The sequence below is a fragment of the Streptomyces sp. NPDC053560 genome (genome assembly GCF_044544605.1).
In the GTDB taxonomy this organism is placed as follows: Bacteria; Actinomycetota; Actinomycetes; order Streptomycetales; family Streptomycetaceae; genus Streptomyces.
On record NZ_JBITXI010000014.1, the window covers coordinates 259,158 to 273,952 of the forward strand.

Consider the following 14,795-nt stretch of genomic DNA (forward strand, 5'->3'; position numbering starts at 1 on the left):
GCACGAATGGTCCAGGCCGTTCCGCCCCGTTCTGCCAGGCGAAACGGCGTTCAGGGGGGTGGAATATCGGGGGAAGCTAGCCCTAGCCTCGAAGACGTGTCAACGAGTTCTGCACAGACGTATTCCGGCAGGCCCAATGACGGTGCGGGCCCCCGCAAAGTGCTGCGGCTCATCGAGACGCTCTGCCATGCGCAGGAGCCCCTGCGCCTCGCCGACCTGGCCGCCGGCGCCGCCGTTTCCAAGCCCACGGCCCACCGCCTGCTGGGCACGCTGGTCGCCGAGGGCTGGGCGGTGGCGCACCCCGGCGGGCGGTACGGCATCGGCCCGACCGCCAGCGGTGTCGGCGCGGCGGTCGCCCGCGGCCACCGGCACACCACCGTCGAGGCGGTCCTGGTCGAGCTGCAGGACCGGATCGGCCAGACCATCCACGTGGGCCTGCGCAGCGGCGACCGCATCGTCTACACCCACAAGGTCGAGGGCGTGCAGCCGTTCGCCTTCCTCTCCCGGGTCGGCATGCAGCAGCCCCTGCACTCCACCGCCATCGGCAAGTGCATACTCGCCGGGCTCGACGCGGCGGCACTGGCGGAGCTGGTGGACCGCACCGGCCTGGAGCGGCGTACGGACCGCACGCTCACCACCCTCGACGCGCTCTCCGCCGAACTGGCCGGCGTACGGGAGCGCGGCTACGCCCTGGACGACGAGGAGAACGAACCCAACGTGCGCTGCCTCGCCGCGCCCGTCCACACCCCGGACGGCCGCACGGTCGGCGCGGTCAGCGTCTCCACCGTCACCTTCATCATCGGCCGCGACGAGGTGCTCGCGCTGACGGACGCGGTACGGGACACGGCGCGGCGGGTGGAGTCGGTGATGGCCTGAGCTCGACGGTACGGAAATGGAGGAGTCGTATGAAGGAAGCGGACACGGGCGCCCGGTCCCGCCCCGAGCGCGTCGCGCTGTTCACCTCGTGCATGGGCGACCTGGCGGCGGGCGGCCCGGCCCGCGCCACGGTGGAGGTGCTGGCGGCGATGGGCGTCGCGGTGGAGCTGCCGCGCGGCCAGACCTGCTGCGGCCAGCCCGCGCTGAACTCCGGGCACCCCACGGAGGCGGGCTCACTGCTCGACCGCTGGCTGCGGATCTTCGCACCGTACGACGCGGTGGTCACCCCCTCCGGATCCTGCGCCGCCCACCTCCACCACCACCTCGGCCGGCTCCGCTCCCCCACCCCGGAGCAGCGCGCGCTCGTCGAACGGACCTATGAGTTCAGCCAGTTCGTGATGGCGTACGGCACGGAGCTGCGGTTCCGGCTGCCCGGCTCGGTCACATACCACGACTCCTGCCACCTGACGCGCACGCTCGGCGAGCGCCGCACGCCACGCCAACTGCTGGGCAGGATTGAGGGGTTGGAGGTCAGGGAGATGGCGGGCTGCGACACCTGCTGCGGCTTCGGCGGGACCTTCGCCGCGAAGTTCCCCGAGGTGTCGGTGGCGATGGCCGACACCAAGCTCCGCTCCGCGGCTGCCGAGGGCACCGACTGGCTGGTCTCGGCCGACCCCGGCTGCCTGCTGCACCTGGGCGGCCGGGCGCGGAAGGCCGGGCCGCCGGTCCGTACCCGGCACCTCGCGGAGCTGGTGCGCGACGCGCTCGTCCCGGCGGAGGTGCCCGCATGACCGAACAGCGCACGACCGAGCAGCGGTCCTCCGCCCTCGCCGGCCGCGAGCGCATCCACCCCGACCGCCCCGAGTGGGCGGCCGGCGACATCCCTCCGCACCGGCGCCCGCTGCCGCTGATCACCCGGGACGCGCTGACCGTCCGCACCGCCCGCCCCACCCACGACCGCCTCGCCGCCCTGAACGAGGAACGGCACGTCGGCACGTGGACCCCCGAGGTGGCCCGGCTCCGCGAGCAGGGCGCCGCCATCCGCCGCGAGACCCTCACCGACCTGGAGAAGTACCTCCAGCAGCTGACCGGGAGCGTCGAGCGGAACGGCGGCGTGGTGCACCGGGCCGGCACACCCGCCGAGGCCCGCGCCGTCATCGGACGGATCGCCCGCGAGAACGGCGTCCGCCTCGCGGTGAAGTCCAAGTCGATGGCCACCGAGGAGATTCACCTCAACGCCCACCTCACCGCGGACGGCATCGAGGTGGTCGAGACGGACCTGGGCGAGTACATCGTCCAGCTGGCCGACGAGCGGCCCAGCCACATCGTCGGGCCCGCGCTGCACAAGTCCCGGCAGGACGTGGCGGATCTCTTCGGGCAGCTCGCCGGTGACGAGGTGTCAGGAGAGCCGGAGGACCTCGCGTCCTTCGCCCGTACCCGGCTGCGCGCCGACTTCAAGGCCGCGGGCATGGGCATCACCGGCGTCAACTTCGCCGCCGCCGACACCGGCACCCTCGCCCTCGTCACCAACGAGGGCAACGCCGACATGGTGACCTCCCAGCCGCGCGTCCACGTGGCCGTGATGACCGTCGAGAAGGTCATCCCGCGCTTCGCCGACCTCGGCGTCCTCATCCCCCTGCTCTGCGACGCGGCCACCAAGCAGCGCGTCTCCGTCTACCAGACCCTGGTCAACGGACCGCGCCGTGAAGGCGAGACCGACGGCCCCGAGCAGATGCACCTGGTCATCCTCGACAACGGCCGTACGAAAGCGCTCGGCACGCCGCAGGAAGAGGTGCTCGCCTGCATCCGCTGCGGCAACTGCCAGATCTCCTGTCCGGTGTACCGGACGGTGGGCGGCGGACACCCGTACAGCGCGGTGTACGGCGGCCCGATCGGCGCCGTGCTCAGCCCGCTGATCGGCGCCCCCGGTACCGACTCCGACCTGCCGTTCCTCTCCTCGCTCTGCGGCGCCTGCTACGACGCCTGCCCGGTCAAGATCCCCATTCCCGACCTGCTGGTGGACCTCCGCGCGCGGCACGAGAGCGAACGGTCCGCCGGCCGGACGGCCCGCGCGGGCTGGCGGGCCTGGGCACTGGCCTGGCGTACGGGGGCCGGTTTCCGCGTCACGATGGCGGCGGCCCGGCTGGCCGGCCGGCTGCTCCCCGACCGGCTGGTGGCCCGGCTGCCCGGGCCCGGCCGCGCCTGGGCCGAGGGCCGCGCCCTGCCGCCGCTGCGGGAGGCGGGCGCCTTCCGGCGCTGGTTCCGGCGGTACGAGGAGAACCGGCGGGACGACGGGAGGCAGGGATGAACCAGGAGCTGGCGGAGCTGTTCCGCGACCGGCTGGCTGAGGCCGGCGGCCGGGCGGAGCTGACCGCCTCGCACGGCGAGGCGCTGGCGGTGGTCCGGGAGTGGGCGGGCGACCGCCCCGTGCTCGTCGACGACCATCCGGACCTGACGGGTCTGCAGGTCGCCGGGGAGCGGCCGCGGGACCCGTGGGACGCCGAGGTCGGGGTGACCGGCGTGCTCGGGGCCGCGGCGGACACCGGCACCCTGGCGCTCGGCCCCGCGCCCGGCCGCCCGCGCGGCACGGCGGTACTGCCGGGCGTCCATCTCGCGGTCGTACCGCTCTCCCGGCTGCACGCCGACTACGCGGCACTGATCGCGGCGCTCGGCCGGCTCGACCCCATGCCGTCCGGCCTGCAGCTGGTCACCGGGCCCAGCCGCTCGGGCGACATCGAGTCGGCGATGATCCAGGGCATGCACGGGCCGCGCGCGGTGCGGGTGGCGGTTTATCCGGACGCGTGACGGGCCCCGGTTCGTGACGGCCCGTCAGCGGCGTCGTCAGGGTCTGCCGGGGCGGCCTCCGGCGCTCCCGTACGGGCAGGTACGCGTACGGGAGCTACGATGCGGCCGGCCCGGCAGGTCCGTGCCGGTCAGCCGGCGTCGCGCGCGGCCTCGGCCTGCTGCCGCAGCAGCTTCTTGTCGGGCTTGCCCGCGTCCGTCAGCGGCAGCGCGTCGACGAAGGTGATGCTCGCCGGCTCGTACATCGCGCCGCGCGCCTCGCGCACCGAAGCGCGCAGCTCCTCGGCCTCCAGGCCGCTGTCCGGCGCGGCCACGACCGCCGCGTGCACCTGCTCCATGCGGTCCGCGTCGCGGACGCCGAAGACGGCGCTCTGCAGCACCTTCGGGTGCGAGTTGAGCAGGTCCTCCAGCTCGGTGGTGTACACGTGGCCGCCGACCACCACGATCATGTCCTTGATCCGGTCGACGACGGTGATGTAGTTGTCGGCGTCGACGAAGCCCACGTCACCGGTGTGCAGCCAGCCGTCCTTGAGCACCTCGGCGGTCAGCTCGGGCTGCTTCCAGTAGCCGGTCATGGTGCCGGCCGAGCGGACGCAGATCTCGCCCAGCTCGCCCGCCGGCAGGTCCTTGCCGTCGGTGTCGCGGATGGCCACCTCGACGCCCGGAAGGATCTTGCCGGCCGAGCGCAGCCGCTCCAGGTTCTCCGGGTCGTGCTCCTCGGCGGGCAGCACGCTGATGCCGCCGGCCTCGTTCTGGCCGTAGAACTGCACGAGGACCTTGCCGAAGCGGCGGACCGCGTCCGCGATGCGGGCGGGCGAGGACTGGCAGCCGCCGTAGGTGAGGGCGCGCAGGCTGGAGAGGTCGCGGCGCTCGGAGTCCGGGTGGTCCATCAGCTGGTAGACCAGCGGCGGGAGCAGGAAGAGATGGGTGATGTTCTCGCGCTCGATGGTGGCGAGCGCCTCGGCCGGGTCGAAGTCGTCGTGCAGGACGACGGTGCCGCCGCTGAGGAACATCACGTCGGCGAGCATGCCGGCGGCGTGCGCGATGGTGGTGCACACCAGCTGCTTGGGCGTGTAGCCCTGCTCGGCCTGCTCGGGCATCATCCGGCGCATGCGGTTGAGCTGCCGGAAGGTGGTGACGATGCCCTTGGGGTGGCCGGTGGTACCGCCGGTGTGCCGGATGTTGCAGATGTCGTCCGGCCGCGCGGTGCTCTCGTACGGCTCGGCGGTCTGCTCGGCGGCGAGCGCCAGCACGTCCCGGCCGACCTCCCGCTTGGCCTCGCCGAGGGTGAGGACGGTCGGCACGGGCGCGCGCTCGGTCAGCTCGGCGGCGCGGTCGGCCAGCCGCGGGTCGACGATCAGCGCCCGGGTCTCGACGTCGCGCACGATGTTGGCCTGCACGTCGGCGGAGAGCTTGTTGTAGAGGTGGTTGACGCGGCAGCCGACGAGGTTGGCGGCGTAGCGCGCGGCGATGGCCTCGGGGAGGTTGCCGCTGAGCAGCGTGACGGTGGTGCCGCGCTCGACGCCCTGCGCCGATATGGCGTGTGCCATACGGTGTACCAGGTCACAGAACTGACCGGCGGTCAGCCGGCGGTCGCCGTGCACGAGCAGTTCCCGGTCCGGGTCGGCCGCCAGTGCGTCGAGGTTGTCCTCGACGTACGTGCGGAACCCGTCCTCCAGCGAACTGCCGTGGTCGTCGTGGGGGGTTGTGGGGGTGGTCTGGGATGCGGCTGCCTCGGCAGGCATGAATCGTCCTCCTGACACCGGGCGCGCTCGTCCCCGCACCCCGGTGGTGGTACTCCGTTGGTCGGTGGTGCCCAGGGCCGGCACGGCGCATGGCGGCGCACCCGGCACAAGTGAACTCCCCCGCCCCGGGAATTGGTTGCCCCAGACAACCAATTCCCATGCTAGCGCTCCACCCCTCCCGCCCGCACATCACAAACCACCCGTTCCAGGCACTTGACCGCCTCTTTTCCTTTCTTTTCCTTAGCCGTTCCTTGACTTGACCTTCCCTTCCAGCGTTATTCGGCCATACGTCAGCCACCGCGCGGCGACCGGAACCGACCACCGCGCAGGCGTCACCCGACCCGGGTCGATCGCCCGGAAGCCGCTGGATAGCGGCGTACGGATCGGGAAGGATGGCTCCCGCCCGCCGGGCCGTCCCGCATCGGCCCGTCCCCCGCCGGAAAGGACACCGAGATGCCCCAGCACGCCCCTGACCAGCTCGTCGTCACGCGAGCAACGCCGGAGGACTGGAAGGTCGTCAGCGAGTGGGCGGCGGCCGAGGGCTGGAACCCGGGCCTCTCCGACGCCGCCTGCTTCTTCGCCCAGGACCCCGACGGGTTCTTCATCGGCCGCATCGGCGGCGAACCGGTCTCCGCCATCTCGGTCGTCAACTACAGCCCGGACTACGCCTTCCTGGGCTTCTACCTCGTCCGGCCCGATCAGCGCGGCCACGGCCATGGCCTCACCACCTGGAAGACGGCACTCGCTCACGCCGGCGAGCGGACCGTCGGCCTGGACGGCGTACCGGCCCAGCAGGACAACTACCGCCGCTCCGGCTTCGAACTGGCCTACCGCACCAGCCGGTTCGGCGGCACGGTGCCCGCCGGCGGCCGTCCGGCCCCCGCGGACGTCGTCCCCGCCGAGGCCGCCGGGCTGGACGCGCTGCTCGCGTACGACAGCGCCTGCTACCCCGCCGACCGCCCGGAGTTCCTGCGCCACTGGCTCACCGCCGAGGGCCACCGCGCGCTCGCCCGCGTGGTGGACGGCCGGGTGACCGGGTACGGCGTGATCCGCCCGGGACTCGACGCCCACCGCGTCGGCCCGCTCTTCGCCGACACCGCCGAGGACGCCCGGGTACTGCTCGACGCGCTCACCGCCGACCTGGGCGGCGCGCCCTTCGCCGTGGACATCCCGGAGACCAACGCGGAGGCCGTCGCGCTGGCCGAGTCGCTCGGCCTCACGCCGTCCTTCGACACGGCCCGTATGTACACAGGGCCCGTCCGCGACTTCTCCGCGTCCCGGGTCTTCGGCGTGACCAGCCTCGAACTGGGCTGAGGCCGCCCGGGGCCCCGTCCCCCTTGTCCCCCGCCGCGAGAATTGACCATATGTTCGAATACTTCGCCAGGCGAAACGCAAGATCAGTCGATAGCGTGTCAAATCGAACAGAACTCTCCGAGGCACCTCACAGCGGAAGACGGAAGAAGGCACGTCATGGCCGTTCAACCTGAGGGCACTCCCATCTGGCTCGACGCCTCGTTCCCCGACCTGGAGGCGGCGAAGGCGTTCTACGGCGACGTCCTGGGGTGGACGTTCGGCGAGAGCAAGGCGGAGCTCGGCAATTACACGCAGGCGTACTCCGACGGCAAGGCGGTCGCCGGCCTCGCCCCCCAGATGCCCGGCCAGGACGACTGGCCGACCGCGTGGTGCCTGTTCTTCGCCTCCGCCGACATCCAGGCCCGCACGGACAAGATCCGTGAACTGGGCGGCCGGGTCGTCGTGGACCCCATGGCCGTCCACGAGTTCGGGCACATGACGATCGCCGCCGACCCCGGCGGCGTCATCTTCGGCCTCTGGCAGCCCGGCACCCACCTGGGCTTCGAGAAGCAGGGCGAGCCCGGCTCGTACTGCTGGGCCGAGATCACCACGCGCGACGCGGAGAAGGCGGACGCGTTCTTCCCCGCCCTCTTCTCGTACGGCGTGAAACGGATGGAGGACGAGGCCATCGACTTCGCCCTCTACGACCTGGGCGGCGACACCACCCTCGGCCGGATGAAGATGACCACCGACTTCCCGGCCGATCTGCCGTCGCACATCAACCCGTACTTCGCCGTCGAGAACTGCGACGACACGATCGCGAAGATCACCAGGCTCGGCGGCCAGGTGCACTTCGGTCCGCACGACACCCCCTTCGGCCGCTTCGCCGCGGTCTCGGACCAGCAGGGCGCCGGGTTCTCCGTGATCGACCTGCAGACGACCAAGGGGGACATGCCGAAGATCTCGTAGCGGACGCCCCGTCCGGCCGCCCGCACCGGCTTCGCGTGCCTTTCCCGCCCTGCCCCGGGAGCCGTCGTCCGGCTCCCGGGGCAGCGGCTGTTTCGCGGTCGTCCGGTTCCCGGGGGAGGGGCCGTTACGCGGTCGTCCGGCTCCCCGGGGCAGGGTCCGTCACGGGGGCGCCCGGCTCCCCGGGGCAGGGTCCGTCACGCGGTCGTCGTCCGGGTCCCCGGGGCGGCCGCGTTACGCCATCGATCGCAACGCGGCCGTCAGCCGGTCCGTGACCGCCGCCGGCTGCTCGACGTTCATCAGGTGCCCGGCGGCCGGGATCTCCTCGTACGTCACGTCGCAGGGCGCCGCCTTCAGACCGTCCAGCATGATGTCGGCGGCCCGCCGCGGGCAGAAGGTGTCGTGCGCGGCGCCGACCACCACCACGGGGCACTCGACGGCGGCGAGTGCCGGGGTGAGCGGACGCTCCCGCAGCCCGGCCATCGCGGCGGCCGCGTTGGCGTAGCCCGCGCCGTCCCCGATCGCCGCCATCCGCCGCACGGTCACCGCCTCGGCGTCCGCGTCCGTGCCGTACAGCGCGGCCACGGTGTCCGCCCGCATCGCCGCCGCCAGCCGCTCCCGGTCACCGCCCCGCACCAGCGCGATCCGCTCCTCGTAGAACTCCACGGCAGCCTTCCCCACCACCGTGGACGTACCGAGGACCACGGCCCCCGTGACCAACTCGGACGCGGTCGCCGCCGCGGCCAGCACCACCGCGCCGCCCAGCGAGAACCCGACGCACACCGCGGGGCCCGTCACCTCCCGCAGGAAGGCCAGCAGGTCGTCCCGCAGCTGCTCAAGGCTCCCCTCGGCGGCCCCCAGCCCGCTCCCGCCGTGCCCTCGCAGGTCGTACGCGTACGTCCGCCGCCCGGCCACCTCCGCCTGCTGCCGCTCCCACGCCCCGCTGTCCTCCCCCAGCCCGTGCACCAGCACCACTGCCGGTCCCTCTCCGGCGGCGTGGTAGCGCACGTCGATGCCGTTCAGCCGGGCGCGGTCGCCGGCCGGTGCCTCCGTCATCGCAAGCCTTCTCTCTCCTCGTCACAGCAACTCTTGCTCTGGCCAACTTTCCGCCAAGGGGCAAGAAAATTCACCGGTGCGCAGTGGGGCGGCGGAGAGATCTCTGGCTGACTGACTGCTGATGCGCGCATGACACGAACCGGCAGGGTGCCGAGGCCGGGAGGAGAGCGCTCTGATGGCGCGAGCGTCCGCGAAGACGGCGGCGGTCGTGACGGTCACGGCGGTCGTGGGGGCGCTCGCCGGAGGCGTGTCCGGGACGGCCGACGGCCGGGCCCCGGCGGACGCGCGGGGCGGCCGGGGTGCCGCCGCGGCGGACGGCCTGCGGCACACCACCGTCGAGGTCTCCCCCGGCGGCTGCGGCTGCACGCCGCGCTGAAGGCCCGCATGCTCCCGGCCGTCTCCTTCGTGAAGGCACCCGCATACCGGGACGCGCACGCCGGCAACTCCTCCCCCACCGGCGAACAGCGCTTCCTCGTCGACGAGATCAACCGCATCCAGAAGTCCGCGCAGCGGAAGGACACCGCGATCGTCGTGGCGTACGACGACTCCGACGGCTGGTACGACCACGTGTAACGGCCCCGGTACTCCCCCTCGGCCCCGACGCCGCCGTACTGGCCGCCGGCGCGGGCGCCACGGCCTTCGCCCTCCGCCGCGCTCGCGCGGACGCGCCTACGGGCTGAGCGCACAGAGGAGTACAGGCGGGGCGCAGGCGGCGGACCCCGAAACGCCGTGCGGCCCCCTCCGCCCGCAGTTGGGCGAAGGGGGCCGCGGCGGGCTCCGGAGGGGCGTCTCAGGAGACGGCGACGGTGGTGGCGGCCGCGTCCTCGTCGGCGTCGGAGGGCTTCGTCTCCCCGTCGTCCAGGGAGACGTTCCTGGTCTCCTTGCCGAGTACGAGGGCGATCAGGGTCAGCAGCGCCATCGCGGAGAGGTAGATCCCGACCAGCCACGGCGAGCCGTCACCGGCCTCCCACAGCGCCACCGCGATGAACGGGGCGACGGCCGCGCCGAGGATCGAGCTGACGTTGTAGGCGATGCCGGAACCGGTGTAGCGCACGCTGGTCGGGAACAGCTCCGGCAGCAGCGCGCCCATCGGACCGAAGGTCATGCCCATCAGCGTGAAGCCGAGCACCAGCCACAGCACCACGCCCAGCGTGCCCAGGCCGATCAGCGGCACCCACACCAGCCCGAAGACCACGATCCCGGCGGTGATCCAGATCAGGGTGGCGCGGCGGCCGTACTTGTCGGCCAGCGGGCCGGAGATCAGAGTGAAAGCGGCGAAGAACAGCACGCCGAAGATCATCATCAGTACGAACGTGGTGTAGCCGTACCCGAGGCCGGGCACGGGGGCGTTCTTCGCGGCACGCCCGTAGCTCAGCGAGAACGTGGTCATCAGGTAGAAGAGCACGTACGTCGCCAGCATGACGAAGGTGCCGAGGATCAGCTGCTTCCAGTGGCTGCGGAAGACGGTGACCAGCGGCAGCTTCCGCACCAGCCCGGACTCGCGGGTCTTGGCGAAGACCGCCGACTCCACGAGCCGCATCCGCACCCACAGGCCGATCGCGACCATCACGGCCGAGAACAGGAACGGGATGCGCCAGCCCCAGGTCAGGAAGGCCTCGGAGGGCTGGGAGGGGTCGGCGCCCGCCGCGGACGGCAGCAGCGCGGCGATGATCAGGAAGAGGCCGTTGCCGATGATGAAACCGAGCGGGGCGCCCAGCTGCGGGAACGTGCCGTACAGGGCGCGCTTGCCGCGGGGAGCGTTCTCGGTGGCGACCAGCGCCGCACCGCTCCACTCACCGCCGAGCGCGAAGCCCTGCGCGATCCGCATCAGCACCAGCAGCGCGGTGGCCACCCAGCCAGCCTGTGCGTATGTGGGCAGGACGCCGATGAGGAAGGTGGCGATGCCCATGGTGAGCAGCGAGACCACCAGCGTCCCCTTGCGGCCGAGCCGGTCCCCGAGGTGCCCGAAGAAGACGGCACCGATCGGGCGCGCGATCATCGCGGCGCCGAACACCGCGAAGGACGACAGCAATGCCGTCGTCGGGTCACTGCTCGGGAAGAAGAGCTTGGGGAAGACCAGAACGGCGGCGGTCGCGTAGACGTAGAAGTCGTAGAACTCGATCGTCGTACCGATGAGGCTGGCGATGAGCACGCGGGACCGCGAATTGACGGGTGCCTGGGCGGGGCTGCTGGCTGATGCGGACATGTCTCGGTCTTTCGCGCGAGGGTGGAGAACGGTCACCGGCAGCGCGCGCCGGCGGCCCGACGGCAGCGCGCGTCCCCCTCGCGGATAAGTCGCACGAACCGCCTGAGCAGCGCGACCATCTCATCTATCTCATTCAACGGTCGGGGGATATCACGATGTGGGACGAGGGCGGCGGCGCCCGTCCCACTGCCGGGGATCAACCCTGCTGAGTCGGCGGCGAGTTCGAGGCCCGAGGCCCTACCGGGAAAGCGACAGGTACACAAAAAGGCCGTATCGGATACTCTCCGATACGGCCTCTGCTCTGCGACTCTTTCGAGTCGGGACGACAGGATTTGAACCTGCGACCCCTTGACCCCCAGTCAAGTGCGCTACCAAGCTGCGCCACGTCCCGGTGCCTGGCCTGCTCGGGGAGCCCCGGGCGGCCGTGCACGAGAACAATACCCCATGTCAGAGGGTGCGCGCTGCGGGTTGGCCGAAGGGGCGGGGGTGACGCGCGGGTACAGGATGAGTAGGCGTACTCATGTGGCGCGGGTCACGGGGCGCCACGCTACCCCTCATGAGCACACCATCCATTCAGCGTCCGACGACGACGGCCTTCTTTGTGCAGGCCGCGCTCTCGTTCGGGCTGTCACTGGCGGCCCTGGCCATCGGGATCGCCAAGCTGCCCGTAGGGGCCTGGGAGCGGAGCTTCCTCGGGCTCGGACTCATCTTCGTGGTGTCGTCGGCATTCACGCTGGCGAAGTGCGTCCGCGACCGGCAGGAGGTCGAGGAGGTGACCAATCGGGTGGACAAGGCCCGGATCGACAAGCTGCTCATCGAGCAGGACGTGTTCAAGCCGGGGGTGTGAGCCCCGGAAGGGGGCCTCGAAGTGGAGCCCTCTTGGAGGGACGGCACTCTCGGGCGGTGACCGCTTGACCTGAAGTCAGGTTGAGGTTGCACGGTGGTCGCATGACCGAGATGACGAGCGATATCGCGAGGGAGCGCGCCGACGCCGGCCCGCTCCCGTACGAGCTTCCGTACGACCGGTATGACCAACTGCCCTCTCTGATGGGGCTCATGACCGGGGACGAGAAGCACGGGCCCGCCGCCACCTCCACCCTCGACACGCTGTGGGTGCTGTACGACCGGGTGCTGCGGGTCTCGCCCGGGACCGTCGAGGACCCGGACCGGGACCGCTTCCTGCTGTCCAAGGGGCACGGGCCGATGGCGTACTACGCGGTGCTCGCGGCGAAGGGGTTCTTCCCGGCGGAGTGGCTGCCCGGGTTCGGCTCGTACGACTCGCCGCTCGGGCACCACCCGGACCGGCAGCTCGTGCCGGGCGCGGAGATCGGCAGCGGATCGCTCGGGCACGGGCTGCCGCTCGCGGTCGGCACCGCACTCGGGCTGCGCGCCCAGGGCCGCACCGAACCCGCGGTCTGGGTGCTGATCGGGGACGCCGAACTGGACGAGGGCAGCAACCACGAGGCCCTCGCATACGCCGGGCCCGCCGGGCTGGACCGGCTGCATGTGGTCGTGGTCGACAATGCCTCGGCTTCGTATCCGCTGGACGGCGGGATCGCCGCGCGCTTCGCGGCGGCGGGGTGGTCGGTGCGGACCGTCGACGGCCGTGACCACGACGCGCTGTACGCCGCGTACACCGCACCGCATCCGGGACGGCCGCACGCCGTCGTCGCCCGCGTCGACCCCAAGGAGGCCTGAGCACATGGACACCATGCGGGAACGCTTCGCCGCGGTCACCTCGCGGCTGCTGGACGAGGACCCGCGGCTGGCCGTCGTACTCGCCGAGATCGGCAAGGACGGCTTCACCGCGGCCCACGAACGCCACCCCGACCGGGTGCTGAACGTGGGCATCAGGGAACAGTTGCTGGTCGGAGTGGGCGGCGGGCTGGCGCTCACCGGGCTGCGGCCGATCGTGCACACCTTTGCCGGCTTCCTGGTCGAGCGGCCCTTCGAGCAGGTGAAGCTCGACTTCGGGCACCAGGGGGTCGGCGGCGTGCTCGTCAGCGCGGGCGGGTCGTACGACTGGCCCGCGGGCGGCTTCACTCATATGTCGCCCGGGGACGTGGCGTTGATGAACACGCTCGACGGGTGGACGGTGCATGTGCCGGGGCACCCGGACGAGGCGGAGGTCCTGCTGCGGCACGCCGCGGCGGCCGGCGACGACAAGGTGTACGTGCGGCTGTCCGTACAGACCAACGAGGCGCCGCGCCCGGTGGACGGCAGCCGCTTCCTGACGCTGCGCGGGGGGCGCGCGGGGACGGTCGTCGCGGTCGGCCCGATGCTGGACAACGTGCTGACGGCGACCGAGGGGATGGACGTCACGGTGCTGTACGCGACGACCGTACGGCCCTTCGACGGCGCGACGCTGCGCGCTGCCGCCGGCGGGACGGGCGCGGCGGACGTCGTCCTGGTCGAGCCGTACCTGGCGGGCACGTCGTCAACGGCCGCGGACGAGGCGCTGCAGGACATCCCGCACCGTGTGCTGGGCCTCGGCGTAAGCCGCCAGGAGCTCCGCCGCTACGGCGACATGCCGGCCCACTTGGCGGCCCACGGCCTGGACGCGGCCTCACTGCGGGAGCGGATCGGGGGGTTCTTGGGCGCGGAGTGAGGGGCGGGGTGAAGGGCGGAGTGAGGGGCGGGGCTCGTGGCCCTGGGCAGGGCCCCTCCCTCTCCCCGAGAAGTGACGTGACCCCCTCCCCCGCCGCCGCCACACCCATATCAAGCTAGTGCCCGCCACTGACAACTCGCTTGTCCAGCCAGGACAGCAGGTCCTGTTGGACCTCGTCGCGGTTGGTCTCGTTGAGGATCTCGTGGCGGGCGTCGGGGTAGGCCGTCCAGGTCAGGTCCTCGGTGCCGAGGTAGCGGAAGTCCTCCAGGAGTTCGTAGACCAGGGTCATCCGCTGGTTGCAGGGGTCCTGGTCGCCGACGGCGAGGTGGACGGGCAGGTCGCGGGGCATGCGGGCGAGGTTCGCCGGGTCGTTGACCTTGCGGACGGCGCGTACCCAGTCCAGCGCGAGCCCCGTACAGAAGGGGAAGCCGCAGTCGTCGTCGGCGGCGTACGTGTCCACCTCGGCCGCGTCGCGCGAGAGCCATTCGAAGCCGGTGCGGTGCGGGTACGGGTCATTGAACGAGCCGAAGAGGCGCGGGATGAAGTCGGAGAGCGCGGTGCGTCCGCGCTGCGCCGCCTCGGCCTCCAGTGCGGCGATCGAGCCCTCGATCTCGGCGCCGGGCAGCGTACGGAAGGTGCCGGAGAGGATCAGCCCTGCCAGCCCGTCGGCGTACTCCTGGGCGTAGTCGCGGGCGAGCATCGAGCCCATGCTGTGGCCGAGCAGCACCAGCGGCACGCCGGGGTGCAGGCCGCGCGCCGTGTCGCCGATGGCCTTGAGGTCGTCGACGGTGCGGCGCCAGGCGTCCTCGCCGACGACGCCGCGGCCGCCGGTGGACGCGGCGGTGGCGCCGTGCCCGCGGTGGTCGGAGGCGACGACACCGTATCCGTGCGCGGTCAGGAAGCGGGCGAAGCGGTCGTAGCGGCAGGCGTGTTCGGCGGCGCCGTGTGCGATCTGTACGAGGGCGCGCGGACGGCCCGTCTCGGGGAGCCAGGTGTAGGTGGCCACTCGGGTGCCGTCGGGCGCCTCGTGGAAGTCCTGCTGCATGGGCGTCGTCTCCTCACTGTTGACGCGGGCGGCGCGGGGCGGGCCACCTTCTCGTCCGTGAACCAGGCCACCTTCTCCTCCGGGGGCGGGACGCGCCAAGAGGGGACGCGACGAGGTGTTGACCTTCGCTGTCCGGAGCGTGACAAGATCGGCGGGTTCCTGGCTGGTTGTGCACCACACGTATCCCCTGTCATAGGA

At 72.0% G+C, this 14,795-nt stretch carries 14 protein-coding genes, 1 tRNA gene and 1 pseudogene; 11 read left to right on the top strand and 5 right to left on the bottom strand.

Translation table 11 applies throughout. The features are described from left to right. The first annotated feature begins 96 nt into the window (after positions 1-96). The 4 genes from ACIGQF_RS30990 to ACIGQF_RS31005 are packed head-to-tail and all read left to right on the top strand — an operon-like array spanning position 97 to position 3,681. Positions 97-876 (top strand): IclR family transcriptional regulator, encoded by a 780-nt coding sequence (locus tag ACIGQF_RS30990; protein WP_399717044.1) that lies wholly within the window; start codon positions 97-99, stop codon positions 874-876. 29 nt (positions 877-905) lie between these two features. Beyond that, entirely contained in the window at positions 906-1,667 is a 762-nt protein-coding gene (locus tag ACIGQF_RS30995) for a (Fe-S)-binding protein (protein ID WP_399717047.1), read from the top strand. Continuing rightward, positions 1,664-3,184: a lactate utilization protein B gene (locus ACIGQF_RS31000; RefSeq protein ID WP_399717050.1), complete on the top strand. Its 1,521-nt coding sequence runs from the start codon at positions 1,664-1,666 to the stop codon at positions 3,182-3,184. The genes ACIGQF_RS30995 and ACIGQF_RS31000 overlap by 4 nt, the downstream gene beginning before the upstream one ends. Then, positions 3,181-3,681, top strand: a complete 501-nt coding sequence (locus tag ACIGQF_RS31005; protein ID WP_399717052.1) for a lactate utilization protein C — start codon at positions 3,181-3,183, stop codon at positions 3,679-3,681. The genes ACIGQF_RS31000 and ACIGQF_RS31005 overlap by 4 nt, the downstream gene beginning before the upstream one ends. A 128-nt stretch (positions 3,682-3,809) precedes the next feature. Here ACIGQF_RS31005 and ACIGQF_RS31010 read toward each other — a convergent pair whose 3' ends face one another. Beyond that, a complete protein-coding gene (locus ACIGQF_RS31010) occupies positions 3,810-5,423 on the bottom strand; it encodes an AMP-binding protein (protein ID WP_399717055.1) in 1,614 nt (537 codons plus the stop codon). 453 nt (positions 5,424-5,876) lie between these two features. Here ACIGQF_RS31010 and ACIGQF_RS31015 point away from each other — a divergent pair, with 453 nt between their 5' ends. Then, positions 5,877-6,737 (top strand): GNAT family N-acetyltransferase, encoded by an 861-nt coding sequence (locus ACIGQF_RS31015; protein WP_399717058.1) that lies wholly within the window; start codon positions 5,877-5,879, stop codon positions 6,735-6,737. A 156-nt stretch (positions 6,738-6,893) separates the two neighbouring features. Next, positions 6,894-7,685 (top strand): VOC family protein, encoded by a 792-nt coding sequence (locus ACIGQF_RS31020; RefSeq protein ID WP_399717061.1) that lies wholly within the window; start codon positions 6,894-6,896, stop codon positions 7,683-7,685. 231 nt (positions 7,686-7,916) lie between these two features. On the opposite strand, the gene ACIGQF_RS31025 is transcribed toward ACIGQF_RS31020, so the two are convergent. After that, positions 7,917-8,738 (bottom strand): alpha/beta fold hydrolase, encoded by an 822-nt coding sequence (locus ACIGQF_RS31025; protein ID WP_399717064.1) that lies wholly within the window; start codon positions 8,736-8,738, stop codon positions 7,917-7,919. 175 nt (positions 8,739-8,913) lie between these two features. On the opposite strand from ACIGQF_RS31025, the gene ACIGQF_RS31030 reads away from it, so the two are divergent. Both ACIGQF_RS31030 and ACIGQF_RS31035 read left to right on the top strand, forming a co-directional pair. After that, positions 8,914-9,114 (top strand): hypothetical protein, encoded by a 201-nt coding sequence (locus ACIGQF_RS31030; protein WP_399717187.1) that lies wholly within the window; start codon positions 8,914-8,916, stop codon positions 9,112-9,114. Further along, a pseudogene (locus ACIGQF_RS31035) lies at positions 9,105-9,308 on the top strand (alkaline phosphatase family protein); the annotation flags it as partial. The gene ACIGQF_RS31030 and the pseudogene ACIGQF_RS31035, both read left to right, overlap by 10 nt. A gap of 220 nt (positions 9,309-9,528) precedes the next feature. Here the strand turns inward: ACIGQF_RS31035 and ACIGQF_RS31040 are convergent. Together ACIGQF_RS31040 and ACIGQF_RS31045 are read right to left on the bottom strand one after the other, a co-directional pair. Continuing rightward, entirely contained in the window at positions 9,529-10,944 is a 1,416-nt protein-coding gene (locus ACIGQF_RS31040; RefSeq protein WP_399717067.1) for an MFS transporter, read from the bottom strand. A 317-nt stretch (positions 10,945-11,261) separates the two neighbouring features. Further along, positions 11,262-11,335: transfer RNA gene (locus ACIGQF_RS31045), tRNA-Pro, on the bottom strand. Positions 11,336-11,500: 165 nt separating this feature from the next. Here ACIGQF_RS31045 and ACIGQF_RS31050 point away from each other — a divergent pair. From ACIGQF_RS31050 to ACIGQF_RS31060, 3 genes are all read left to right on the top strand, one after another. Next, a complete protein-coding gene (locus ACIGQF_RS31050; protein WP_399717070.1) occupies positions 11,501-11,791 on the top strand; it encodes a YiaA/YiaB family inner membrane protein in 291 nt (96 codons plus the stop codon). Between the two features lie 200 nt (positions 11,792-11,991). Then, positions 11,992-12,642 (top strand): transketolase, encoded by a 651-nt coding sequence (locus ACIGQF_RS31055; protein WP_399717180.1) that lies wholly within the window; start codon positions 11,992-11,994, stop codon positions 12,640-12,642. A 4-nt stretch (positions 12,643-12,646) separates the two neighbouring features. Beyond that, positions 12,647-13,552, top strand: a complete 906-nt coding sequence (locus ACIGQF_RS31060; RefSeq protein WP_399717073.1) for a transketolase family protein — start codon at positions 12,647-12,649, stop codon at positions 13,550-13,552. Positions 13,553-13,667: 115 nt separating this feature from the next. Here the strand turns inward: ACIGQF_RS31060 and ACIGQF_RS31065 are convergent, their stop codons facing one another. After that, on the bottom strand, positions 13,668-14,597 hold the full coding sequence (locus ACIGQF_RS31065; RefSeq protein WP_399717076.1) for an alpha/beta fold hydrolase: 930 nt from the start codon (positions 14,595-14,597) through the stop codon (positions 13,668-13,670). Positions 14,598-14,795 lie beyond the last annotated feature (198 nt).